We start from the raw sequence: 21,986 nt of genomic DNA, 5'->3' as shown, positions 1-21,986 counted from the left end.
TGATTTCGTGTTCGAAGTCCTCACCGGTACCGGACTCGCCGCCTCGGCGGGCCTGAATGCCTACATTCCCCTGCTCACCATGGGTCTGCTCGCCCGCTACACCGACCTGATCGACCTACCGAGCGGCTGGCAGTGGCTGGGCAACGGCTGGGTCGTCCTCATCCTGGCGGTGCTGCTCGCCGTCGAGGTCGTCGCCGACAAGGTGCCGGTGGTCGACCACGTCAACGACATCGTGCAGACCGTGGTCCGGCCGACCGCCGGTGGCCTCGCCTTCGGCGCGGGCTCCAGCTCGGAGACGGTCACGGTCAGCGACCCCGGCAGCTTCTTCTCGTCCCACCAGTGGGTGCCGGTGGTGAGCGGCGTCGTCATCGCGCTCGGCGTGCACCTGCTGAAGTCGGCGGCCCGGCCGGTTGTCAACGCCACCACCGCGGGCTTCGGCGCACCGGTGGCCAGCACCGCTGAGGACGCGACGAGCGTGGTCATGTCCGTGGTGGCGATCATCCTGCCGGTGCTGGTGCTGGCCTTCCTGCTGGGGCTGGTGGCCTTCGGCTTCTGGTTCCTGCGCCGCCGCTCCGACCGCCGCCGGGAACGCCAGGCAGCCCGCGCAGCCGGCTTCCGCGTCTAACCCCCGCGCGCCCCCACCCCCCGCCACTCCCCGTTGATCATGAAGTTGGCGGCGGATTGGATCTCCCCCACCCCGTCAACTTCATGATCGACGCGTTCGGTGGGGGAAGGGGGAGGGGGCGGGTTACTTGGTGTGGGGGTCGGCGGCTGCGCTACCCGGAGGACGACCGCCCCCGGCAGAGCCGCGCCCAGGTCGCCAACCTGCGCGCCGCGTACGGGTCGATGGGCCCGCGGTCGCGCGCCGGTGAGCTGGTGCGGGTGCTGCAGAAGGTGAGCCCGGAGTTCGCCGAGCTGTGGGAGCGGCACGAGGTCGCGCAGCGCTTCGCCGACCACAAGACGCTCATCCACCCCGAACTCGGCGCGATCGAGCTGGACTGCCAGGTCCTGTTCACCGAGGACCAGTCCCAGGCGCTGCTCGTGCTCACCGCGCCACCGCGCAGCGAGGGCCACGAGAAGCTGCGGCTGCTCGCCGTGCTGGGGCACGAGCGGTTCTCCACCGACACCCCACCTGGTTGACCCGCCGTCAGGCGGAAGGGGCCGTTCGGGGGCCACCACGAGATCGTCCCCACTGCCATGATCATCCGGTGCTCGCGAAGAACTCCCGCGTCCTGCTCACCGCCGCCACCCTCGCACTGGCCGCCGTCGTCGCGCTCCTCGTCGGCCCGTCACCCGATCGGACCCCGGAAAGGGCCGCCGTGCCGGAGGCGCCGGCCGGCCTCCGACCCACCACGGCGGGCGGGACCGCCGTACCGCCGACCCCCGGGCAGAGCGGGCAGCCCGACGACGGTGGGCGGCCCGACGAGGACTCCGGACTGCCCGGCGCGACGACGCCGGGCACGCTGCCACCGGTGGTCGACCACGGACCCCGTACCGGGGGCAGGGTGGCGCTGACCTTCGACGCCGACATGACCGACACCATGCGCCGGCAGCTGCGCCGGCCGCACCCGCCGTCGTACGCGAACCTGGCGATCGTCGAGCTGCTGGAGCGCGAGCGGGTGCCGGCCACCTTCTTCCTCACCGGCAAGTGGGTCGAGGAGTACCCGGAGCTGACCCGCCGGCTGGCCGACAACCCGCGCTTCGAACTGGCCAACCACACCTACGGGCACGCGGCGTTCACCCCGCGCTGCTACCACCTGACGCCGCTGCCCCGACGGGAGATGACCCGGGACGTGGCGCGGACCTTCGAGGTGATCGGCCGGTACGGCGGCCGGCAGACCCGCTACTTCCGCTTTCCCGGCCTCTGCCACGACCGGGCGGCGCTAACCGAGCTGGCGCCGCTCGGGCTGACCGTGGTGGACGGTGACGTGGTCAGCGGCGACCCCTTCGCCACCGCCTGGCAGCCGATCGTCCGGGCGGTGCTGAGCCAGGTCCGGCCCGGCTCGGTGATCATCCTGCACGTCACCGAGGCGAACGCGGCGATGACCGACGAGGCGCTGCCCCACATCCTGGCGGGGCTGGCGGAGCGGGGCCTAACGCCCGCCCCGCTCTCCGAGGTGCTCGCCCGGTGAACCGGACGTGGGCGGAGGGCTTGCGCGAACGATCTAGCCTGCGGCCATGACCTACCCGCCGATCCCGGTGCCCCCGCGTGACAACCGCCGCACGCTGCGGATCGTGCTGATCGTGGTGGGCGTGGTGCTGGCGGTCTGCTGCCTCGGCGGCGCCGTCGGCGGCTTCTTCCTCTACGGCGCCGCGAAGGAGGCGGTCGGTCCGGTCCGGGAGGCCACGACGAGCTACCTGGACGCGGTCCGGGCCGGCGACCACCAGCGGGCGTACGAGCTGCTCTGCCGCGAGGAGCGCGAGCGGACGCCGCCGGCCGACTTCGCCCGGCGGCAGGCGGCGGAGCCCCGCCTGGTCGACTACGACGTCGCGGGGCTGACCGTGAACAACACCAACGGCCGGGTCCGGGGCACCGCCACCGTACGGCTGACGACGGAGACCGGCGGCGAGAGCACCCGGCTGCTGACTCTGGTCAAGGAGGACGGGACCTGGCGCCTGTGCGGGTGACCGTCCGCCCGAACACCGCGCCGAACCGGGGCAGATGCCTACCATCGGGACAGAAGCCGAGAGGGAGGCCGTCATGACCGCAGCAATCGAGATGCCTCGGGTACAGGAGTGCACGGTCGTGTCCTGCGCCTACAACCGCACCAACGACTGCCACGCCTTCGCCATCACCGTCGGCAGCAGCGACCGCGCCCGCTGCCACACCTTCGTCGAGCTGCCGGTGCGAGGCGGGATCGAGCAGCTCATCGCCCAGGTCGGCGCGTGCAGCCGGTCGGACTGCCGGCACAACTCGGAGCTGGAGTGCCACGCCCCGGCGATCACCGTCGCCCCGGACGAGGACATGGCCGACTGTGTGACGTACCAGAGCCGCTGACCACGCCCGCCCGCACGACCGGGCGGTCGCGCGGGCGGTGGGCCACAGGTCAGGCGGTCAGCCCGTTGACCTCCCGGATCACGCCGACCAGCTCGTCGATGATGCCGGTGAGGGCGAAGTCCTTCGGGGTGAAGACCCGGGCCACCCCGGCGGCGCGCAGCGCCTCGGCGTCCCCGGCGGGGATGATGCCGCCGACCACCACCGGCAGGTCACCGCGCCCGGCCGCGCGCAGCCCGTCCAGCACCGCGGGCACCGCCGCCAGGTGCGAGCCGGAGAGCACCGACAGGCCGACCAGGTCGACGTCCTCCTCGACCGCCGCCGCCACGATCTGCCCGGCGGTCAGCCGGATGCCCTGGTAGACCACCTCGAAGCCGGCGTCGCGGGCGCGGACCGCGATCTGCTCGGCGCCGTTGGAGTGCCCGTCCAGGCCCGGCTTGCCGACCAGCAACCGCAGCCGGCCGCTGCCCAGCTCCCGCGCGGTGGCCGCGACCCGCTCCCGCACGGCCACCAGGGTGGCGTCCCCGCCCACGCCGGCCGCGCCGGTCAACCCGGTCGGCGCCCGGTACTCGCCGAACACCTGGCGCAGCGCGCCGGCCCACTCGCCGGTGGTCACCCCGGCCCGCACGCACTCCAGCGTCGCCGGCATCAGGTTGGTCGTGGTCGCGGCGTCCGCGCTCAGCCGGGCCAGCGCCGCGTCGACCGCGGCGTCGTCCCGGTCGGCCCGCCACCGGCGTACGGAGGCCGTGGCGGCCGCCTCCACCGCCGGATCGACCTGCTCGACGGCCTCGGCGCCGGCCGCGGTCAGCGGCGACGGCTCGGTCTCGGTGAACCGGTTGACGCCGACCACCACGTCGGCGCCGGACTCCATCCGGCGCCGCCGCTCGGCCAGCGAGGCGACCAGCGCGCTCTTGAGGTAGCCGGTCTCCACGGCGGCCACCACGCCGCCCATCTCCAGCACCTTCTCCAGCTCGGTCCGCGCGCCGGTGACGATCTCGTCGACCAGTGCGGTCATCACGTGCGAGCCCTCGAAGAGGTCCGGGTACTCCAGCAGGTCCGACTCGTACGCCAGGACCTGCTGCATGCGCAGCGACCACTGCTGGTCCCAGGGGCGGGGCAGGCCCAGCGCCTCGTTCCAGGCGGGCAGCTGCACCGCGCGAGCGCGGGCGTCCCGGGAGAAGGTCACGCCGAGCATCTCCAGCACGATCCGCTGGATGTTGTTCTCCGGCTGCGCCTCGGTCAGGCCCAGCGAGTTGACCTGTACGCCGTAGCGGAAGCGCCGCTGCTTGGCGTTCTCGACGCCGTAGCGCTCCCGGGTGATCTCGTCCCAGAGGGCGCCGAAGGCGCGCATCTTGGCGATCTCCTCGACGAAGCGCACCCCGGAGTTGACGAAGAAGCTGATCCGCTGGACCACGTCGCCCATCCGCTCGGCGGGCACCTGGCCGGAGTCGCGGACCGCGTCGAGCACGGCGACCGCGGTCGCCAGCGCGAAGCCGACCTCCTGCACCGGCGTCGCGCCGGCCTCCTGCAGGTGGTACGAGCAGATGTTCACCGGGTTCCACCGCGGCATCTCGCGCAGCGTGTACGCGATGACGTCGGCGGTCAGCCGTAGCGACGCCGCCGGCGGGAAGATGTACGTCCCCCGGGACAGGTACTCCTTGATGATGTCGTTCTGGGTGGTGCCGGCGCAGCGGGCCAGCTCGGCGCCCTGCTCGGCGGCGATCGTGCCGTAGAGGCCGAGCAGCCACATCGCCGGCGCGTTGATGGTCATGGAGGTGTTCATCTCGGCCAGCGGGATGCCGTCGAAGAGGGCCCGCATGTCGCCCAGGTGCGCCACCGGCACGCCCACCCGGCCGACCTCGCCCGCGGCGAGTTCGTGGTCCGGGTCGTACCCGGTCTGGGTGGGCAGGTCGAAGGCGACCGACAGGCCGGTCTGCCCCTTGGCCAGGTTGCGGCGGAAGAGCGCGTTGGTGGCCGCGGCCGAGGAGTGCCCGGCGTAGGTACGCATCACCCAGGGGCGGTCGCGCTCGGGCAGCCGGCCCGGGAGAGCCTTCTCATCCATGGCCGGAGTCTAAGTTACCGTTCAGTAAAACGGGCTGTGGAGAATTACACAGCTCCATGGAGCGGGCAGCCGGGTCGACGCGGCGCGAGATGGCCGACACCACCACACCCCGGGCCGCCGCCACGTGCGCCGGGGTCGCACACTTGACGTCATGGATGACGAGCTCGCGATCTCCGTCCGGGGACTGCGCAAGACGTACGGCGACAACGTCGCGGTGGCGGGCGTGGACCTGGACGTCCACCGCGGCGAGGTGTTCGCCCTGCTCGGCCCGAACGGCGCGGGCAAGACCACCACGGTGGAGATCCTGGAGGGCTACCGGCGGCGCGACTCCGGCGAGGTACGGGTGCTCGGCAGCGACCCGGCCAACCCGGACCCGCACTGGCGCTCGCGGGTCGGCATCGTGCTTCAGGGCACCGGCGAGTTCGACGAGCTGACCGTCGCGGAGGTGGTCCGCCACTTCGCCGGCTTCTACGCCGACGCCGACGACCCGGACAAGGTCATCGACCGGGTCGGGCTGGCCGGCAAGGCGACCGCCCGTACGCACACCCTCTCCGGCGGGCAGAAGCGGCGGCTGGACGTGGCGCTCGGCATCGTCGGCCGCCCCGAACTGCTCTTCCTCGACGAACCGACCACCGGCTTCGACCCCGAGGCGCGGCGCGAGTTCTGGGAGCTGATCCGCGGCCTGGCGGCGGCCGGCACCACCATCGTGCTCACCACGCACTACCTGGACGAGGCCGAGGCGCTGGCCGACCGGGTCGGCGTGATCGCCGACGGCCGGCTGGTCGAGGTGGCTCCGCCGAACCGGCTCGGCAACCGGCAGGAGGAGCTGGCCACGGTCTCCTGGCGTACCCCGGACGGGACGCCGCAGACGGCGCAGAGCGCGACGCCGACGGCCCTGGTGGCGGAGCTGGCCGCGCGCTTCGGCGGCGAGGTCCCCGGCCTGACGGTGACCCGGCCCACCCTGGAAGACGTCTACCTGAAGATGATCGGACACTCATGACGACCACCACGAAGCCGGCGGCCGGAACCGCCGCCGCCCCGGGTCGCCGCCTCGGCCCGGCGGCCCTCGCCCTGCGGCAGGGCCGGTTGGAGATCACGCAGTTCCTGCGCAGCCGGGAGTCCGTCGTCTTCACGCTGGGCTTCCCGATCATCATGATCCTGATCTTCGCGGCCATCTTCAATGGGGAGATCGGCGGCGGGGTGAAGTTCACCCAGTACTTCATCACCGGCATGATCGCGACCGGCCTGATGACGGTGAGCTTCCAGAACCTCGGCATCTGGATCCCGATCGAACGGGACCGGGGGGTGCTCAAGCGCTACCGGGGCACCCCGATGCCGAAGTGGGTCTGGTTCGCCGGCAAGGTGATCATGGTGGTGGCGATCGGGGTCGCCGAGACCGTCCTGCTGCTGGCCGTCGCGGTGGCGCTGTTCGACCTGAACCTGCCCGACACCGCCGCGAAGTGGCTCACCTTCGGCTGGGTCTCCGCGCTCGGGGTCACCGCCTGCACCCTCTGCGGCATCGCCATCTCGTCGCTGGCCCGCACCGCGCGCAGCGGATCGGCCGTGGTCACCCCGGTGGCGCTGGTGCTCCAGTTCATCTCCGGGGTGTTCTTCGTCTTCACCGAGCTGCCGAACTGGATGCAGCAGGTCGCGGCGATCTTCCCGCTCAAGTGGATGTGCCAGGGCCTGCGCGCGGTCTTCCTGCCGGAGAGCTTCGGCGCCCAGGAGCCCGCCGGCTCGTTCGAACTGGGCCGGGTGGCCCTGGTCCTCGCCGCCTGGTGCGTCATCGGCCTGATCCTCTGCCTGACCACCTTCCGCTGGACCACCCGGCGCGACGGCTGAGGCACGGAGAGGGGGCGGGCGCCCGGCGCCCGCCCCCTTTCCGCATGCCGAGCTCAGTACGAGTAGAAGCCGGTGCCGGTCTTGCGGCCCAGGTCACCGGCGGTGGCCATCCGCTGGAGCAGCTCCGGCGGGAAGAACTTCTCGTCCGCGGTGTCGGTGTAGATGTTCTTCGTGGCGTTCAGCAGCACGTCCACGCCGGTCAGGTCGACCGTGGCCAGCGGGCCCATGGCGTGGCCGAAGCCCAGCCGGCAGGCGGTGTCCAGGTCCTCCGCCGAGATCACGCCGGACTCCACCAGCTTGACCGCCTCCATGGCGAGGGCGCAGATCAGCCGGGTGGTGACGAAGCCGGCGATGTCCCGGTTCACCACCACCACCGTCTTGCCGATCCCCTCGGCGAACGCCTTCGCCACCGTCAGGGTCTCGTCGCTGGTCTTGTAGCCGCGGACCAGCTCGCAGAGCTTCATCATCGGCACCGGCGAGAAGAAGTGCGTGCCGACGACCGACTCCGGCCGCTCGGTGGCCGTGGCGATCTGGGTGACCGGGATGGCCGAGGTGTTGGTGGCCAGGATCGCGTCGGACTTGCAGATCTTGTCCAGCGCGCGGAACACCTCGTGCTTGATCTCGATCTTCTCGAAGACCGCCTCGACGACGATGTCCGCGTCGGCGGCCGCCTCCAGGTCGGTGGTCGGGGTGATCCGGCCCAGGGTCGCCTCGACCTCGGAGGCGTCGATTTTGCCCTTCTCGGCGAACTTCGCCAGCGACTTCCGGATGCCGTCGACGCCCCGCCGGGTGGCCACGTCGTCCACGTCCCGCAGCGTCACCTGCCAGCCCGCCTGCGCCGCCACCTGGGCGATGCCCGAGCCCATCAGCCCGGCACCGACGACCGCGAGTCGACCCGCCATCTGCTTCTCCCTCGCCTGATTGAGTGTCTGTCTGCACCCTAGTCGGCGAGCCTGAACGAGGACTAAGGCCCTCAGATCGTCGGGTCGGGCGCCTCCGGCGCGGTGCCCCGCTCCACCTCGACCCCGAGCGCCCGCAGGTCGGCGACGAAGTCCGGGTAGCCGCGGTCGACGTGGTGCACGTGGGAGACCTCGGTGGTCCCGTCCGCGCAGAGCCCCGCGATGATCAGCCCGGCGCCGGCCCGGATGTCGGTGGCGCGGACCGGCGCGGCGGAGAGCCGGTCGCGGCCCCGGACCACGGCGTGGTGGCCGTCGGTCTTGATGTCCGCGCCCAGCCGCATCATCTCGTTGGCGAACATGAACCGGCCGTCGAAGATGTTCTCGGTGATCAGCGAGGCGCCGTCGCTCACCGCGGCCAGGCCGATCGCCATCGGCAGCAGGTCGGTGGCGAAGCCCGGGTACGGCAGGGTGACCACGTCGACGGCGGCGGGCCGCTCGTCGGCGCGTACCCGGAAGGCGTCGCCGCGGGTCTCCACCAGCGCGCCGGCCGAGACCAGCTTGTCCAGGGCGACCTCCAGATAGGCCGGGTCCACGCCGGTGACGGTGACGTCCCCCCGGGTCATCGCGGCGGCGAACGCCCAGGTCCCGCCGACGATCCGGTCCCCCACCGTGGCGTGCCGCACCGGGTGCAGCTCGGGCACCCCGACGATGCGCAGCGTCGAACCGCCGGCGCCGGAGATCCGCGCCCCCATCTGGTTCAGCATGGTGCAGATGTCGACGATCTCCGGCTCCCGGGCCGCGTTCTCGATCACCGTCACGCCGCGGGCGAGCACCGCCGCCATCACCAGGTTCTCCGTGGCGCCCACGCTCGGGAAGTCCAGCAGGATCTCCGCGCCGTGCAGGCCGTGCGGGGCCGAGGCGATGACGAACCCGTGTTCGCCGGAGATGTCCGCGCCCATCCGGGTCAGCCCGGCGACGTGCATGTCCAGGCCGCGCGAGCCGATCGCGTCCCCGCCGGGATGAGCCACCCGCACACAGCCCCGGCGGGCCAGCAGCGGGCCCAGTACGCAGATGGAGGCGCGCAGCCGGCGGACCAGGTCGTAGTCCGCCTCCACACCGGGCTGCTCGGGCACGTCGATGACGACCGAGCGGGACCGGGCCACCCCGCCGACCGCCACCATCGGATCGACCGGATCGTCGGCCTCGAACCGCACGCCGCAGCCCAGCCGGCGCAACACCTCTCCCATGATCGCGATGTCGGTGATCCGTGGGACGTTGGTGATCACGCTGCGCCCGGGGGCCAGCAGCGCGGCGGCCATCAGCTTGAGCGCGGAGTTCTTCGCGCCGACCACGTGCACCGTGCCGGCCAGCCGGGCGTCACCGCGGACCCGGATGACGTCGACGTCGGTGACCGCCGGGTCACCGGCGTGGCCGGGGCCCACCCCGACGGGCCAACCGCCCGCCGGGTCCGGCCGCGCCGGGATCGTCAGGTCCGGGATACGTAGGCTGTGCGTCATGGCCGTCCACCTCACGCGCATCTACACCAAGGCCGGCGACGCCGGCATGACCAGGCTGAGCAACAACGAGCAGGTGCCGAAGACCGATCCACGGATCGCCGCGTACGCGGACGTCGACGAGTGCAACGCCGCGATCGGCGTGGCGCTCGCTCTGGGGCAGCTCGACGAGGAGCTGCGGGCGGTGCTGGGGTCGATCCAGAACGACATGTTCGACGTGGGGGCCGACCTGGCCACCCCGGTCGAGCCGGACCCGCAGTACCCGCCGCTGCGGGTGACCGAGGAGTACGTGGAGCGTCTGGAAGGCTGGTGCGACGAGTACAACGCGCGCCTGAGCAAGCTCGACTCCTTCATCCTCCCCGGCGGCACCGCGGGCGCGGCGCTGCTGCACGTGGCTCGGACGATCGCCCGGCGCGCCGAACGGGCGGCCTGGGCACTGGTCGCCCACGATCCGGATCGCACCAGCTCCCTTCCGGCAAAGTATCTCAACCGCCTCTCCGATCTGCTCTTCATCCTGTCAAGAAGCGCGAATCCGGACGGGGATGTGCTATGGGTGCCGGGCGGTAACCGCTGAGCGCCGGCGCGCTGCATTACGTCGAAATCTGGGTGCCAAACCTGGCTGCGGCCTCGCGCCACGGCCCCGGCGTACGGCTGGGTGCCGCTCCTCCCGGAGCGGCACCCGCACGCCGGCGGGGCGCCCGGCACCTACGCCGGCTCCTGGCCGACGGGCAGGGCTACGAGGTCGAGCTGGTCGCCGCCACCGGGACCCGGTGACGGCGCGAGGTGAGCGGCGTCTGAGCCGGCGCGTCGACGGGTGCGCGGGTCAGGCCGCGGGCCAGTCCTGGGACGCCAGACGCGGCGAGGCCGCCCCGGGCGGGGCGGCCTCGAGCCACGAGAGGAAACCGGTGACGGTGGAGCGCGCCATGGCGATCTCGACCGGTGCGTGCTGACTGGTACAGCGCAGGATCACCCAGTCGGCGGGCATGGAGAGGCGTTCCTGACCCTCGGGCAGGCGCCGCCGCTCCACGACCAGCTCCTTGCGGGAGAGCACCCGCTTGGGCCGCAGGGCGAAGCTGAACATCCGGTACCACCGGAGTTCGTCGCCGGCGAAACGGCCGAAGCCGGGCGACCAGCCCCGGCCGTCGAGCATCGTGCTGACCCGGACGCTGAGCCGGATGATGCCACCGCTGCGGGTTACCAGGGCCCGCCGGATGAAGAGGATCAGCACGGCGGCGAGCACTACCGCTACGCCGATTCCGATCCCTTCCAAGATCTCCATCGGCGGGTCGGCTCAGCGCGCGGGGGTCGCGGGGGTGGCGCTCTCGGCGAGCACCGTGACGCCCTCGCCGGTCACCGAGAGGAAACCACCGGCGACGTCGTAGGCGACCTGCTGCCCACCGGCCTGCTTGATCCGGACCTGGCTGGGCTCCGCCAGCTGACCGAGCAGCGGCGCGTGCCCCGGCAGCACGCCGAGCTCACCCTCGGTCGTCCGGGCGACGACCATCTCGGCCTCGCCCGACCAGACCTTCTCCTCGACGGCTACGAGCTCGACGTGAAGCTGCTGTGCCACGCTGTCTCCTTGCTGCGGCGGCGGATTGTCGAAAGTCTAGTCCCGCCCGGGTGCGCGCCCCAACGCGGGTGGCGAGACCTGCGCCACCCGCGTCGCCGACACGCCGGTCGGGACCCACGACACGCCGCACCGGGCCGACCCGCGGGGCCGACCCGGTGCGCGCGCCGGTCACTTGTTCTTGTTACGGAACTCCGGGTGCTCCAGCATGAACGCGTCGAGCTGCTCGTTCTTCAACGCGGTGAAGAAGTCGTCCACGGCCGGCAGGAACCGCTCGCCGCGGTACGCCGAGCCGGTGCCGACGCCCTCGCCCGGCAGCTTGATCAGCTCCACGTTCTCCGGCCGGATGCCCTTGAGCGCGATGGCGAAGTCGACCACGCTGTTGCCCCGGCCGTTGAAGGTCAGGGACTGGCCGGCGGCCCGGATGACCCGGTCCAGCTTGAGCGGGTTGGTCACCACGTCGGCGCTGAACGCCTGGCTGACCATCGCCTTGATGAACTGCTGCTGGTGCCGCTGGCGGCCGTAGTCGCCGTCCGGGACGCCGTTCTTGGGGTAGCGCTGCCGGACGTAGTCCAGCGCCTGCCAGCCGCTGAGGTGCTGCCGGCCCTTCTTGTACTCCGCCTGCGGCCCGATGTAGCCCTGGCCGTACGGGTTGCCCTTGCGGTGCGTGCCGTTCGGCTCGCGGTGCTCGGACTTCACGTCCCGCTCGATGTACATGTCGACGCCGCCCATCGCGTCGACGATCTTCTGGAAGCCGGTGAAGTTGATGATCGCGCCGGCGTCGAACCGCTCGATCCGGGTCACCTTCTGCACCGTCCTGGCGAGCAGTTCGAAGCCCTGCGACGCGCTCGGATTCTGCCCCTGCACGATGCTGCCCTTCGACATGGCGCCGTTGAGCTTCCCGGTGCCGCCCGAGTAGCCGGCCTTGTCGAACCGGGGAATGTCGACGATCAGGTCGCGCGGCAGGGAGAACAGGTAGGCCCGGTCCAATGAGTCCGGTACGTGCAGCACCATGATCGAGTCGGCCAGCGGCTGGTCCTCCGGCTTGCGCGGGTCGGTGCCCACCAGCAGGATGTTGAGCGGGCCCTTGATGTTGCTCTTGCGTTCCTGGGCGCCGGCCGCCTGGTCGCCGAAGAGGTCGGCCTTGCCCACCGCGCCCTCGTACCGGGTCAGCAGCGCCTCGTAGCCGACCAGCACCGCGCCGCTGAGCACCATGAGCACGGCGCCAAACACCGTGCAGGCCCGGGCCCACCGCGGCACACCCGACCAGACGGACGGCTTGCGCCCGCCCTTGCCGGTCTCACCCACCAGCATCTCCATTCGTCGTCACGCCCACGACAAGGAGACGGGCGTACGAAGGTGAAAAGTTGCATCGGATCGACACCCGTTCGCGAGCGTCGCGCCGAAACGGTACCGCGCGCCGCTGGGAATCGCGTACCCGGTGACCGCGGTACGGATCCCCGGCCGGAGACCGCCCGCCGCCGGGGACGGGAACGGGAACGGCCGAAGGCCACCCCGGCGCGTGCCGGGGTGGCCTTCGTGGAATCTGCCGGAGGTCAGCCCTCCGCCATCAGCTCCTTCGCCTTGCGCTCCAGGTCCTCCAGACCACCGCACATGAAGAAGGCCTGCTCGGGGAAGTGGTCGTACTCCCCCTCGCTGATCTTCCGGAACGCGTCGATGGTCTCCGCGATCGGGACCGTCGAGCCCGGCACGCCGGTGAACTGCTCGGCCGCGTAGGTGTTCTGCGACAGGAAGCGCTCGATCCGCCGGGCCCGGGCCACGGTGATCTTGTCTTCCTCGGAGAGCTCCTCGATACCGAGGATGGCGATGATGTCCTGCAGGTCCTTGTAGCGCTGCAGGATCCGCTTCACCTCGGTGGCGACCTGGAAGTGCTCCTCGCCGACGAACTCCGGGGCGAGGATCCGGGACGAGGACGCCAGCGGGTCCACGGCCGGGTAGATGCCCTTGTCGGAGATCGACCGCTCCAGGTTGGTGGTCGCGTCGAGGTGGGCGAACGTGGTGGCCGGCGCCGGGTCGGTGTAGTCGTCGGCGGGCACGTAGATCGCCTGCATCGAGGTGATGGCCTGGCCCCGGACGGAGGTGATCCGCTCCTGGAGCTCGCCCATCTCGTCGGCCAGGGTCGGCTGGTAACCCACGGCGCTCGGCATGCGGCCGAGCAGCGTGGAGACCTCGGAACCGGCCTGGGTGAAGCGGAAGATGTTGTCGATGAAGAGCAGCACCTCCTGCTTCTTCACGTCACGGAAGTACTCCGCCATGGTCAGCGCGGAGAGCGCGACGCGCAGCCGGGTGCCCGGCGGCTCGTCCATCTGGCCGTAGACCAGCGCGGTCTTGTCGATGACGCCGGACTCGGTCATCTCGGCGATGAGGTCGTTGCCCTCACGGGTGCGCTCACCCACGCCGGCGAAGACCGACGTACCACCGAAGTTCCGGGCGACACGGGTGATCATCTCCTGGATGAGCACCGTCTTGCCCACGCCGGCACCGCCGAACAGGCCGATCTTGCCGCCCTTGACGTACGGGGCGAGCAGGTCGATGACCTTGATGCCGGTCTCCAGCATCTCGGTCTTCGGCTCCAGATCCGCGAAGGCCGGGGCCTTGCGGTGGATCTGCCAGTGGTCGTCCGGGCTGAGCGTCTCGCCCTCGGTGAGGTTGAGGACCTCGCCGATCGCGTTGAACACGTGGCCCTTGACCGCGTCGCCCACCGGAACCTTGATGCCGGAGCCGGTGTCGCGCACCTCCGAGCCGCGGACCAGGCCGTCGGTCGGCTGCATCGAGATGGCGCGGACCATGTTGTCACCCAGGTGCTGGGCGACCTCCAGGGTCAGCCTCTTCTCACCGCCGGACAGGGTCACGTCCACGTGCAGAGCGTTGAACAGGGCCGGCATGGCGTCGCGCGGGAACTCGGCGTCGACGACCGGGCCGATGACCCGGACCACGCGACCCGTGGCCGTCTTGGTCTCTACTGGGGCAGTCATCACACTTCACTTCCCGACGCGGCCAGCGCGTTCGCGCCGCCGACGATCTCGCTGATCTCCTGGGTGATCCCGGCCTGGCGGGCCGAGTTCATCTCGCGCGTGTACTTCTCGATCATCTCTTCGGCGTTGTCGGTGGCGCTCTTCATCGCCCGCCGCCGCGACGCCGACTCGCTCGCCGCCGACTCGATCAACGCCGCGTAGATCCGGGTGTTGATGTACTTCGGCAGCAGCGCGTCGAGCAGTGCCTCCGCCTCCGGCTCGAACTCGTACGCCGGCAGCAGCCCTTCGGACTTCGGACGATCCTCGACCTGCATCGGACCGATGATCTTCGCGACCGGCGTCTGGGTCATCAGGGAGTGGAACTCGGTGTAGACGATGTGCAACTCGTCGATCCCGAGCACCCCGTCCGCCCCGGCCCGGCCCTCCGCGTCGTCCGCGCCGGCCGAGAACGCCTTGATCAGCGTCTCGCCCACCTCGCGGGCGTCGGCGAAGGAGGGCTGCTCCGAGAAGCCGGTCCAGTTCGCCGCCATCTCCCGGTCACGGAACCGGTAGAAGCCGACGCCCTTGCGGCCGATGACGTAGAGCACCGGCTCCTTGCCGTCGTCCTTGAGCCGGGCGACCAGCGACTCCGCCATCCTGATCGCGTTGGAGCTGTAACCACCGGCCAGGCCACGATCGCTGGTGACCAGCAGGACGCCCGCCCGCCGCACCCGCTCACGCGGGGTGAGCAGCGGGTGGTCGATCCGCGCGTTGGACGCCAGTGCCGTGAGCACGCCGGTGATGGCCCGGGCGTACGGCAGGGACGCCTCCACCCGGGCCTGGGCCTTGGCGATCCGGCTCGTCGCCACGAGCTCCATCGCCTTGGTGATCTTCTTCATCGACTTCGCCGAGCGGATCCGTTGACGAAGAACGCGTACCTGGGCCGCCATGGGATCAGCTCTCGGCCGGGCGGTCGGTCTGGCCGTCGCGGAAGCGGGTCACCGTCTCGCGGTTCTCCTCGCCCTCGAGCGGCGCGGCCGGGGCCTCGTTGATCCGACGCTCGTCCTCCTTGCCCAGGAAGACCTGCTTGAACTCGGTGATTGCCGAGTTCAGCGAGCCGATGATGTCGTCGTTCCACTGGTTGTCGGCGATGCCGGCCAGCACACCCTCGTGCTTGTGCCGCAGGTACTGGAGGAACTCGGCCTCGAAGCGACGGACCTCGCCGACCGGGATGTCGTCCAGCTTGCCCTCGGTGCCGGCCCAGACGCTGACGACCTGCTCCTGCACCGGGTACGGCGAGTAGTTCGGCTGCTTGAGCAGCTCGACCAGGCGGGAACCGCGCTCCAGCTGGGCCCGGGAGGCCCGGTCCAGGTCGGAGGCGAAGGCGGCGAACGCCTCCAGCTCGCGGTACTGGGCCAGGTTGAGCCGCAGCGAACCGGCGACCTTCTTCATCGGCTTGACCTGCGCGGCGCCACCGACCCGGGAGACCGAGGTACCGACGTTGATCGCCGGCCGGACGCCCTGGTTGAACAGGTCGGTCTCCAGGAAGATCTGGCCGTCGGTGATCGAGATGACGTTGGTCGGGATGAAGGCCGAGATGTCGTTGGCCTTCGTCTCGATGATCGGCAGACCGGTCATCGAGCCGCCACCCAGCTCGTCGGAGAGCTTGGCGCAGCGCTCCAGCAGCCGGGAGTGCAGGTAGAAGACGTCACCCGGGTACGCCTCGCGGCCCGGCGGGCGGCGCAGCAGCAGCGACACGGCCCGGTACGCCTCGGCCTGCTTGCTCAGGTCGTCGAAGACGATCAGGACGTGCTTGCCGCCGTACATCCAGTGCTGCCCGATGGACGAGCCGGTGTAGGGGGCGAGGTACTTGAAGCCGGCCGGGTCGGACGCCGGCGAGGCGACGATGGTGGTGTACTCCATCGCGCCGGCCGCCTCCAGCTGGCCCTTGATCGAGGCGATCGTGGAGGCCTTCTGGCCGATGGCGACGTAGATGCAGCGGACCTGCTTCTTCGGGTCGCCGGTGCGCCAGTTCTCCCGCTGGTTGAGGATGGTGTCCAGGGCGACCGTGGTCTTGCCGGTCTTCCGGTCACCGATGATCAGCTGCCGCTGACCCCGGCCGACCGGGGTCATGGCGTCGATCGCCTTGATGCCGGTCTGCAGCGGCTCGTCGACGGACTGCCGGGCCATCACGTTCGGGGCCTGGAGCTCCAGCTCGCGGAAGCCCTCGTTGGCGATGTCGCCGAGCCCGTCGATCGGCTGGCCGAGCGCGTTGACCACGCGGCCGAGGAAGGCGTCGCCGACCGGCACGGAGAGCACCCGGTTGGTGCGCTTGACGCGCTGCCCCTCCTCCAGCTTGGCGGAGTCACCGAGAACGACGACACCGATCTCCCGGACGTCGAGGTTCAGCGCCACGCCGAGCGTGCCGTCCTCGAACTCCAGGAGTTCGTTGGTCATGGTCGAGGGCAGGCCCTCGACGTGGGCGATGCCGTCGCCGGTGTCGGCGACGGTGCCGACCTCCTCGCGGGAGACGTCGGACGAGTAGGAGGAGACGTAGCGCTCCAGGGCGCCGCGGATCTCCTCCGTCGAGATGGTCAGCTCGGCCATCCTCTGCTTCCTTAAGTATCAGGGTCCCGGGATACCTAGTACCGACCGGTCCGAATGGCGTCGATCAGGGGCTGCGAGGACGCTGGTCAGCGCTTCGCGAGCGCGTTGCGGGTCTCGTTGAGGCGGCGCAGGACGGTGCCGTCGTACAGGTCGGAGCCGACCTGGACGCTCACCCCACCGAGCACCTCCGGGTTGACCGTCTGCTTGACGGAAACCTCTCGACCGTACATCGCGGAGAGGCGCGCACCCAGGCGTCGCTCCTCCTCGTCACTCAGCGGGGCCGCCACAGTGACGTACGCCACCTGACGGTCCCGCCGCTCGGCGGCCAGCTCGACCAGCCGGGAGAGCGATCCGGTGAAGGAGCGCCCGCCGAGACCGGAGAGCGCCACCTCGATGAGCCGGACGGTGGCCAGCCGGGCCTTGCCGGCCAGCAGCTCGCCGACCAGGACGCCCCGCTTGTCCACCGGGACCGCCGGGTTCGACAGCACCGCGGAGAGCTCGGGCTGACCGGCGACGACCTGCCCGAAACGGAACAGCTCGTCCTCGACCTCGCCCAGGTCACCGGCGGCCTCGGCGCTGGCCAGCACGGCCTCCACGCCGAGCCGCTCGGCGCCGTCGAGCAACTGCGACGGCGCCGACCAGCGGTTGGAGACCAGCGTGGCGAGCAGGTCGAGCGCCCCCTCGCCGATCTTGCCCCGCAGCATCTCGCCGAGCAGACCGGCGCGGTCCGCCGCGGACCGGGCGGGGTCCGAGAGCGCCCGCCGCAGCCGGGGCTCCCGCCGGAGCAGGCCGGCGACGGCGAGCAGGTCGTTCGCGGTGTGGGCCACCGCGACCGGGTCGGCACTGCGCGCGTACGCGTCGAGGTGCTCGGCCGCGACCTTGTACGACTCCCGGCTGGCGGCCTGCATCAGCGGGCCCCCGCGCTCTCGAGACCGCTCAGGAACCGGTCGACCGTGCCCTTGCGACGAGCCTCGTCGGCGAGGGACTCACCGACGATCTTGCTGGCCAGGTCCACCGCGATCGTGCCGACCTCGGTGCGCAGCTCGCGCACGATGGTGGCGCGCTCGGCGGCGAGCTGCTCCTTGCCGGCCGCGATGATCCGGTCGGACTCCTCCCGCGCCTTGGCGAGGACGTCCTGGCGGATGCCCTCCGCGTCGGCCCGGGCGTCGTCCCGGATCTTGGCGGCGTCGGTGCGCGCCTCGGCGAGCTGCGCGCGGTACTGCTCGAGCAGCTGGTTCGCCTCGGCCTGGGCGGCCTCGGCGCGCTTGATGCCGCCCTCGATCGCGTCGACCCGAGCCTGGAACGTCTGCTCCATGCGGGGGAAGACGAACTTCATCAGCACGAAGCAGAGCAGGATGAAGGCGACGCCACCAACCACGATCTCTTCCCAGATGGGCACGATCGGGTTGTGGGTCGACTCACCACCCTCTGGTGCGGCGAGGAAGAACATGGATGACCTCCCGGTCGAAGGGGGGCGGAATTACTGAATCGGGCCCTGCCAGATGAAGCCGAACGCGATGCCCAGCAGTGCGAGCGCCTCGATGACGGCGAAGCCGATCCAGACGTACGGCAGGGTCAGCCGGGACGACTCCGGCTGGCGGGCCGTCGACTGGATGTAGGCGGCGAAGACCAGGCCGACACCGATGCCCGGGCCGATGGCCGCGAGACCGTAGCCGATGGCGGCGGTGCTGCCCTCTACCGCGGCGTAGATGTCCATTAGTGGGTTCCTCCTGGTTATCACGCGTGACGGTCACGCGGGACGACAACTGTTGGTGCCAAGTTGGATCAGTGCTCGCTGGCGAGCGCCTGCCCGGTGGATCAGCGCTCGCTGGCGAGCGCCTGCCCGGTGGATCAGTGCTCGTCGGCGAGCGCGCCCTGCACGTAGCTGGCGGTCAGCACCGTGAAGACGTAGGCCTGCAGGACGATCACCAGGAACTCGAGGAAGGTGAGCGCGACAGTCATCGCCCAGGACAGCACCGAGACCGGCGCCAGCCAGGTGCTGACGTTGAGCATCGCGAAGCCGCCGAGCGTGAAGACCAGCAGGAGCATGTGGCCGGCGAACATGTTCGCGAAGAGACGGACGGCCAGCGAGAACGGCCGGACGAGGAAGGTCGAGAAGAACTCGATCGGGATCAGCAGCGGCAGGATGTACCAGGGCGCCGGCGGGATGAGCGAGTTCTTGATGAACTTGCCGGCGCCGTGGTGCTTGATGCCGGCGTAGATGAACATCACGTAGCTGATCACGGCGAGGAGGGCCGGGAAGGCGATGTGCGAGTTCGGCGAGATCTGGAACAGCGGCACGATCGCGAAGAGGTTGGTCAGCAGGATGAAGCAGAACAGCGTGGTGAAGTACGGCGCGAACCGCACCCCCGCGTGTCCGATCATCTCGACCGCGATGTTGTTGCGCACGAAGCCGTAGATCGACTCGGCGAACCACTGCTTCTTCGTGGGGACCAGCTGCGGCTTCCGGTAGCTGGCCAGGAAGAAGATGATCAGGACGCCGACGGCGATCCAGACCATGGCCGTGATCTTGGTGAACCAGTACGAGTCGGTCGCACCCCAGGGCAGGATGCTGGGCAGGTAGAAGTCCTCCACGCTGGGTGGGAATGCCGCCTGGCCCGCTGCCAGGACGTTCGCCTGTCCGAACACCGCGTCCCTTCCTAAGTAGGCGTGCCGAGTCGGCGGACGACCAGGATGATCCCCCCGGCCATGCCGAGCACGACGCCGATCCCGGTGGCGATACCGCCGGAGTCGAGCCACTGGTCGACCAGCCAGCCGATGAAACCCCAGAACACCATGCCCGTGATGAGGTATCCGAGCGCGGTCCAACCCTGGCCGGCACCGGACGGAACTTCGCCTGAGCCGCCATCGGGTTGGGGGGTTTGGTCACCAGCCATGACGGGGCGAACGATATCAGTCGGGAAGACGAGGCTGTGCCTCACCCCCCGCACAACCGTCGTTGTGTGGGCGTATGGCGGGTGCAGTCGTCTGGGGGCACGCTACTCCCCTTCCGCCAGTCAGTGAATGACCGAACGTGGACAGTCGGGCGCGCCGCGGCGACCGGTGGGACGTCAGCTCGCCGGTTGGCGGGAATGCACCCTGGTCAGCCACCAGATGTGCACACCGGTCCAGACCGTCACGCCGGCCGCGATGCCGAGGCAGAGCGGGATCAGGCCGGCCCAGCCGGTCGAGGCGACCGTCACCATGACGGCCCCGAGCAGGGTGAACTTGGCGGCGTACAGGCCGAGTCCGAAGGGGAGCACGAGCTGCGGGTTCACCCCGTCGGCCCAGGCCAGCACCAGGGTGGTGAGGGTGTAGCTGGTCGCCGTCACCGCCACCCCGGCCGCCGCGCCGAGCGCCGCGTCCGCACCGCCGGTCACCCCACCGACCACCGCCGCGGCCACGGCCAGCGCGGCCGAGGCGGCCAGCAGCACGGGCAGGTGGCGCAGCCGCCACCGTCGGTCCGCGGCGGCCTCCGGCGCGCGCACCCCGGGCTCAGGCACGGGGGTACGCCGGGAAGGCGGCGACCAGCTCGGTGACCTCGGCGGCGATCCCGGCGAGGGTGTCGGCGCCACCGGGTGCGGCGGGGTCGGTGCAGACGGCCCGAGCGATCAGCCCGGCCACCTGCCGCATCTCGCCCTCCCGCATGCCCTGGGTGGTGACGCTCGGGGTGCCCACCCGGATGCCGGAGGCGACCATCGGCCGCTGCGGGTCGTACGGGATGGCGTTCTTGTTCAGGGTGATCCCCGCGGCGTCGCAGCGGGCCTCGGCCGCGGCACCGGTCACCCCGGTCTCCCGCAGGTCGATCAGGGCCAGGTGGGTGTCGGTGCCGCCGGAGACCGGCCGCATCCCCTCGGCGGCCAGCCCGGCGGCCAGCGCCCGCGCGTTCGCGATCACCTGGGCGGCGTACGTGCGGAACTCGGGCTGCGCGGCCTCGCGCAGCGCGACCGCCTTGGCCGCGACGGCGTGCATCAGCGGGCCGCCCTGGGTGAACGGGAAGACCGCCTTGTCGATCCGGGACGCCAGCGGCTCCCGACAGAGGATCATGCCGCCGCGCGGGCCGCGCAGCACCTTGTGGGTGGTGAAGCAGACCACGTCGGCGTACGGCACCGGGGACGGGATCGCCCCGCCGGCCACCAGGCCGATGAAGTGCGCGGCGTCCACCATCAGGTACGCCCCGACCTCGTCGGCGATCTCCCGGAACCGGGCGAAGTCGATCAGGCGGGGGTAGGCGGTGGCGCCGCAAATGATCATCTTCGGCCGGTGCGCGAGGGCGAGCTCGCGGACCTCGTCGTAGTCGATCAGCTCGGTGTCCGGCCGCACCGTGTAGCCCACGGTGTGGAACCACTTGCCGGAGAAGTTCACCCGGCTGCCGTGGGTCAGGTGCCCGCCGTGCGGCAGGTCCATCGCCAGCACCGTGTCCCCCGGCTGCACCAGGGCGGCGTACGCGGCCAGGTTGGCGCTGGCCCCGGAGTGCGGCTGGAGGTTGGCGTGCTCGGCGCCGAAGAGCTCCCTCGCCCGGGCGATGCCGATCTCCTCGGCCCGGTCCACCTCGGCGCAGCCGCCGTAGTAGCGCCGCCCCGGGTAGCCCTCGGCGTACTTGTTTGTCAGCGTCGAGCCGAGCGCCGCCAGCACCGCCGGGGAGGTCAGGTTCTCGCTGGCGATCAGCTGAAGGCCGCCGCGCAGCCGGTCCAGCTCGCCGAGCACCACCCCGGCGATCTCCGGATCGACGGCGCTGAGCTGCTGGAAGTCCGGCCCCCAGAAGGCGGTTTCCCGGTTCGGCCCCGGCTGCGGCGCTGCTGATGTCACAGGGCCGAGTCTAGAGGTCGGCCGCCCCGCCGAACGCGACGCCCGTTCGTCGCGACGCCGGCGGCGCGGCGGCGCGGCGGCGCATCGCAACAACATCGACACAAGTTTCTGTGAACGCGCTCTCTCCCCCCTTTGAATTCCCCCACCTGCATCGACGTGCGAGAAACGCATTGGTGAAATATTTCAAAAGTTAACGGCCGGAAATTAGGGGCAGCGAGCCCGGTAAACGCTCCGCTAGCTTGTTCTCCATCCACCCACCGCAACGGGGAAGGAACACAATGAGGTCATCCGGCACACGCAGGAAAATCACCAGAGCCCTCACCGCCGTCGCTTTCACGGGCGCCGCACTGCTCGGCACGGCAGTGGTCTCCAGCCCGGCCCACGCCGACTGGGACAGGGTCACCTGCAACATCAACCCGGTCACCGGCATCAAGCAGACCAAGAAGTGCCCGGCCATTCCGGCGCACCGCTCGCAGCACTGGGTCTGGATCGACGTCAAGCAGGTCGCGCGTTCCACCGAGTGGTGGGTGACCGACCTCGACACCGGCGCCGTGGTCGGCCACGGCACCGGCAGCAAGCGCAACCACAAGATTCCCGGCCTCTACGGTGAGCGCTACCAGTTGAAGGTGTACGGCTACGGCACCAATGCCACGGCCGCAAACTACCTCTGATTTCACCGCGACAATTTCCGGAAGGCAATTTCGGGGGCGGCACCA

26 protein-coding genes are annotated in these 21,986 nt (G+C 70.8%); 10 read left to right on the top strand and 16 right to left on the bottom strand.

Annotated features, from left to right (window positions below; all coding sequences use genetic code 11):
• Positions 1-7: 7 nt before the first annotated feature.
• The 5 genes from AC5L3Z_RS03255 to AC5L3Z_RS03235 all read left to right on the top strand — a co-directional run bounded on the left by AC5L3Z_RS03255 (position 8) and on the right by AC5L3Z_RS03235 (position 2,998).
• Complete coding sequence (locus AC5L3Z_RS03255; RefSeq protein ID WP_494839333.1) at positions 8-625, top strand: DUF4126 domain-containing protein; 618 nt, start codon at positions 8-10, stop codon at positions 623-625.
• A gap of 83 nt (positions 626-708) precedes the next feature.
• On the top strand, positions 709-1,140 hold the full coding sequence (locus AC5L3Z_RS03250) for an MmyB family transcriptional regulator (protein ID WP_494839331.1): 432 nt from the start codon (positions 709-711) through the stop codon (positions 1,138-1,140).
• Positions 1,141-1,208: 68 nt separating this feature from the next.
• Positions 1,209-2,132, top strand: a complete 924-nt coding sequence (locus AC5L3Z_RS03245; protein ID WP_494839329.1) for a polysaccharide deacetylase family protein — start codon at positions 1,209-1,211, stop codon at positions 2,130-2,132.
• Positions 2,133-2,178: 46 nt separating this feature from the next.
• The gene (locus AC5L3Z_RS03240) at positions 2,179-2,628 is read left to right on the top strand and encodes an Rv0361 family membrane protein (protein ID WP_494839328.1); all 450 of its coding nucleotides are present in this window, start codon (positions 2,179-2,181) and stop codon (positions 2,626-2,628) included.
• A gap of 73 nt (positions 2,629-2,701) precedes the next feature.
• Complete coding sequence (locus AC5L3Z_RS03235) at positions 2,702-2,998, top strand: DUF1540 domain-containing protein (protein ID WP_494839326.1); 297 nt, start codon at positions 2,702-2,704, stop codon at positions 2,996-2,998.
• 49 nt (positions 2,999-3,047) lie between these two features.
• On the opposite strand, the gene AC5L3Z_RS03230 is transcribed toward AC5L3Z_RS03235, so the two are convergent.
• Positions 3,048-5,057 carry a protein meaA gene (locus AC5L3Z_RS03230; RefSeq protein ID WP_494839325.1) on the bottom strand — a complete coding sequence of 670 codons (2,010 nt, stop codon included), beginning with the start codon at positions 5,055-5,057 and terminating at the stop codon, positions 3,048-3,050.
• 151 nt (positions 5,058-5,208) lie between these two features.
• On the opposite strand from AC5L3Z_RS03230, the gene AC5L3Z_RS03225 reads away from it, so the two are divergent.
• Together AC5L3Z_RS03225 and AC5L3Z_RS03220 are read left to right on the top strand one after the other, a co-directional pair.
• Positions 5,209-6,057 (top strand): ABC transporter ATP-binding protein, encoded by an 849-nt coding sequence (locus AC5L3Z_RS03225; protein WP_494839324.1) that lies wholly within the window; start codon positions 5,209-5,211, stop codon positions 6,055-6,057.
• Entirely contained in the window at positions 6,054-6,899 is an 846-nt protein-coding gene (locus AC5L3Z_RS03220; RefSeq protein WP_494839323.1) for an ABC transporter permease, read from the top strand. The genes AC5L3Z_RS03225 and AC5L3Z_RS03220 overlap by 4 nt, the downstream gene beginning before the upstream one ends.
• A gap of 53 nt (positions 6,900-6,952) precedes the next feature.
• Here the strand turns inward: AC5L3Z_RS03220 and AC5L3Z_RS03215 are convergent, their stop codons facing one another.
• Positions 6,953-7,801: a 3-hydroxyacyl-CoA dehydrogenase family protein gene (locus AC5L3Z_RS03215; protein ID WP_494839322.1), complete on the bottom strand. Its 849-nt coding sequence runs from the start codon at positions 7,799-7,801 to the stop codon at positions 6,953-6,955.
• Positions 7,802-7,872: 71 nt separating this feature from the next.
• Complete coding sequence (gene murA, locus AC5L3Z_RS03210; protein ID WP_494839320.1) at positions 7,873-9,315, bottom strand: UDP-N-acetylglucosamine 1-carboxyvinyltransferase; 1,443 nt, start codon at positions 9,313-9,315, stop codon at positions 7,873-7,875.
• Here murA and AC5L3Z_RS03205 point away from each other — a divergent pair.
• Both AC5L3Z_RS03205 and AC5L3Z_RS03200 read left to right on the top strand, forming a co-directional pair.
• Positions 9,314-9,886 (top strand): cob(I)yrinic acid a,c-diamide adenosyltransferase, encoded by a 573-nt coding sequence (locus AC5L3Z_RS03205; protein ID WP_334526441.1) that lies wholly within the window; start codon positions 9,314-9,316, stop codon positions 9,884-9,886. The genes murA and AC5L3Z_RS03205 overlap by 2 nt on opposite strands.
• A 32-nt stretch (positions 9,887-9,918) precedes the next feature.
• Entirely contained in the window at positions 9,919-10,086 is a 168-nt protein-coding gene (locus AC5L3Z_RS03200; protein ID WP_494839318.1) for a hypothetical protein, read from the top strand.
• Positions 10,087-10,135: 49 nt separating this feature from the next.
• Here AC5L3Z_RS03200 and AC5L3Z_RS03195 read toward each other — a convergent pair whose 3' ends face one another.
• The 13 genes from AC5L3Z_RS03195 to glyA all read right to left on the bottom strand — a co-directional run bounded on the left by AC5L3Z_RS03195 (position 10,136) and on the right by glyA (position 21,270).
• Positions 10,136-10,591: a DUF2550 domain-containing protein gene (locus AC5L3Z_RS03195; protein WP_334526435.1), complete on the bottom strand. Its 456-nt coding sequence runs from the start codon at positions 10,589-10,591 to the stop codon at positions 10,136-10,138.
• A gap of 12 nt (positions 10,592-10,603) precedes the next feature.
• A complete protein-coding gene (locus AC5L3Z_RS03190; RefSeq protein WP_089012816.1) occupies positions 10,604-10,882 on the bottom strand; it encodes a F0F1 ATP synthase subunit epsilon in 279 nt (92 codons plus the stop codon).
• A gap of 168 nt (positions 10,883-11,050) precedes the next feature.
• Complete coding sequence (locus AC5L3Z_RS03185; protein ID WP_494839597.1) at positions 11,051-12,193, bottom strand: LCP family protein; 1,143 nt, start codon at positions 12,191-12,193, stop codon at positions 11,051-11,053.
• A gap of 242 nt (positions 12,194-12,435) precedes the next feature.
• A complete protein-coding gene (atpD, locus tag AC5L3Z_RS03180) occupies positions 12,436-13,875 on the bottom strand; it encodes a F0F1 ATP synthase subunit beta (RefSeq protein WP_494839316.1) in 1,440 nt (479 codons plus the stop codon).
• The gene (locus AC5L3Z_RS03175) at positions 13,875-14,804 is read right to left on the bottom strand and encodes a F0F1 ATP synthase subunit gamma (RefSeq protein ID WP_494839314.1); all 930 of its coding nucleotides are present in this window, start codon (positions 14,802-14,804) and stop codon (positions 13,875-13,877) included. The genes atpD and AC5L3Z_RS03175 overlap by 1 nt, the downstream gene beginning before the upstream one ends.
• Positions 14,805-14,808: 4 nt before the next feature.
• Positions 14,809-16,461 carry a F0F1 ATP synthase subunit alpha gene (gene atpA / locus AC5L3Z_RS03170; protein WP_494839312.1) on the bottom strand — a complete coding sequence of 551 codons (1,653 nt, stop codon included), beginning with the start codon at positions 16,459-16,461 and terminating at the stop codon, positions 14,809-14,811.
• Between the two features lie 86 nt (positions 16,462-16,547).
• Complete coding sequence (locus AC5L3Z_RS03165; protein ID WP_494839310.1) at positions 16,548-17,369, bottom strand: F0F1 ATP synthase subunit delta; 822 nt, start codon at positions 17,367-17,369, stop codon at positions 16,548-16,550.
• A complete protein-coding gene (locus AC5L3Z_RS03160; protein WP_494839308.1) occupies positions 17,369-17,911 on the bottom strand; it encodes a F0F1 ATP synthase subunit B in 543 nt (180 codons plus the stop codon). Before AC5L3Z_RS03160 ends, AC5L3Z_RS03165 begins: the two co-directional genes overlap by 1 nt.
• A 30-nt stretch (positions 17,912-17,941) precedes the next feature.
• Entirely contained in the window at positions 17,942-18,178 is a 237-nt protein-coding gene (locus tag AC5L3Z_RS03155; protein ID WP_334526415.1) for an ATP synthase subunit C-like protein, read from the bottom strand.
• 134 nt (positions 18,179-18,312) lie between these two features.
• Positions 18,313-19,110 carry a F0F1 ATP synthase subunit A gene (gene atpB, locus AC5L3Z_RS03150; RefSeq protein ID WP_494839306.1) on the bottom strand — a complete coding sequence of 266 codons (798 nt, stop codon included), beginning with the start codon at positions 19,108-19,110 and terminating at the stop codon, positions 18,313-18,315.
• Between the two features lie 11 nt (positions 19,111-19,121).
• Positions 19,122-19,358: an AtpZ/AtpI family protein gene (locus AC5L3Z_RS03145; protein WP_494839304.1), complete on the bottom strand. Its 237-nt coding sequence runs from the start codon at positions 19,356-19,358 to the stop codon at positions 19,122-19,124.
• Between the two features lie 174 nt (positions 19,359-19,532).
• The gene (locus AC5L3Z_RS03140; protein ID WP_494839303.1) at positions 19,533-19,964 is read right to left on the bottom strand and encodes a hypothetical protein; all 432 of its coding nucleotides are present in this window, start codon (positions 19,962-19,964) and stop codon (positions 19,533-19,535) included.
• Positions 19,957-21,270 carry a serine hydroxymethyltransferase gene (gene glyA / locus AC5L3Z_RS03135; protein WP_494839302.1) on the bottom strand — a complete coding sequence of 438 codons (1,314 nt, stop codon included), beginning with the start codon at positions 21,268-21,270 and terminating at the stop codon, positions 19,957-19,959. Before glyA ends, AC5L3Z_RS03140 begins: the two co-directional genes overlap by 8 nt.
• A gap of 278 nt (positions 21,271-21,548) precedes the next feature.
• Here glyA and AC5L3Z_RS03130 point away from each other — a divergent pair, with 278 nt between their 5' ends.
• Complete coding sequence (locus AC5L3Z_RS03130; RefSeq protein ID WP_494839301.1) at positions 21,549-21,941, top strand: hypothetical protein; 393 nt, start codon at positions 21,549-21,551, stop codon at positions 21,939-21,941.
• Positions 21,942-21,986: the final 45 nt, after the last annotated feature.

Source organism: Micromonospora sp. LZ37 (assembly GCF_059359015.1).
This window is presented reverse-complemented; position numbering and strand designations above follow the sequence as displayed.

Coding starts and splice junctions, on each gene's coding strand:
- AC5L3Z_RS03250 (WP_494839331.1), top strand. CDS start 709: ATGATCGACGCGTTCGGTGGGGGAAGGGGGAGGGGGCGGGTTACTTGG.
- AC5L3Z_RS03240 (WP_494839328.1), top strand. CDS start 2,179: ATGACCTACCCGCCGATCCCGGTGCCCCCGCGTGACAACCGCCGCACG.
- AC5L3Z_RS03235 (WP_494839326.1), top strand. CDS start 2,702: ATGACCGCAGCAATCGAGATGCCTCGGGTACAGGAGTGCACGGTCGTG.
- AC5L3Z_RS03230 (WP_494839325.1), bottom strand. CDS start 5,057: ATGGATGAGAAGGCTCTCCCGGGCCGGCTGCCCGAGCGCGACCGCCCC.
- AC5L3Z_RS03225 (WP_494839324.1), top strand. CDS start 5,209: ATGGATGACGAGCTCGCGATCTCCGTCCGGGGACTGCGCAAGACGTAC.
- AC5L3Z_RS03220 (WP_494839323.1), top strand. CDS start 6,054: ATGACGACCACCACGAAGCCGGCGGCCGGAACCGCCGCCGCCCCGGGT.
- AC5L3Z_RS03215 (WP_494839322.1), bottom strand. CDS start 7,801: ATGGCGGGTCGACTCGCGGTCGTCGGTGCCGGGCTGATGGGCTCGGGC.
- AC5L3Z_RS03205 (WP_334526441.1), top strand. CDS start 9,314: ATGGCCGTCCACCTCACGCGCATCTACACCAAGGCCGGCGACGCCGGC.
- murA (WP_494839320.1), bottom strand. CDS start 9,315: ATGACGCACAGCCTACGTATCCCGGACCTGACGATCCCGGCGCGGCCG.
- AC5L3Z_RS03195 (WP_334526435.1), bottom strand. CDS start 10,591: ATGGAGATCTTGGAAGGGATCGGAATCGGCGTAGCGGTAGTGCTCGCC.
- AC5L3Z_RS03185 (WP_494839597.1), bottom strand. CDS start 12,193: ATGCTGGTGGGTGAGACCGGCAAGGGCGGGCGCAAGCCGTCCGTCTGG.
- atpD (WP_494839316.1), bottom strand. CDS start 13,875: ATGACTGCCCCAGTAGAGACCAAGACGGCCACGGGTCGCGTGGTCCGG.
- AC5L3Z_RS03175 (WP_494839314.1), bottom strand. CDS start 14,804: ATGGCGGCCCAGGTACGCGTTCTTCGTCAACGGATCCGCTCGGCGAAG.
- atpA (WP_494839312.1), bottom strand. CDS start 16,461: ATGGCCGAGCTGACCATCTCGACGGAGGAGATCCGCGGCGCCCTGGAG.
- AC5L3Z_RS03165 (WP_494839310.1), bottom strand. CDS start 17,369: ATGCAGGCCGCCAGCCGGGAGTCGTACAAGGTCGCGGCCGAGCACCTC.
- AC5L3Z_RS03160 (WP_494839308.1), bottom strand. CDS start 17,911: ATGTTCTTCCTCGCCGCACCAGAGGGTGGTGAGTCGACCCACAACCCG.
- AC5L3Z_RS03155 (WP_334526415.1), bottom strand. CDS start 18,178: ATGGACATCTACGCCGCGGTAGAGGGCAGCACCGCCGCCATCGGCTAC.
- AC5L3Z_RS03145 (WP_494839304.1), bottom strand. CDS start 19,358: ATGGCTGGTGACCAAACCCCCCAACCCGATGGCGGCTCAGGCGAAGTT.
- AC5L3Z_RS03130 (WP_494839301.1), top strand. CDS start 21,549: ATGAGGTCATCCGGCACACGCAGGAAAATCACCAGAGCCCTCACCGCC.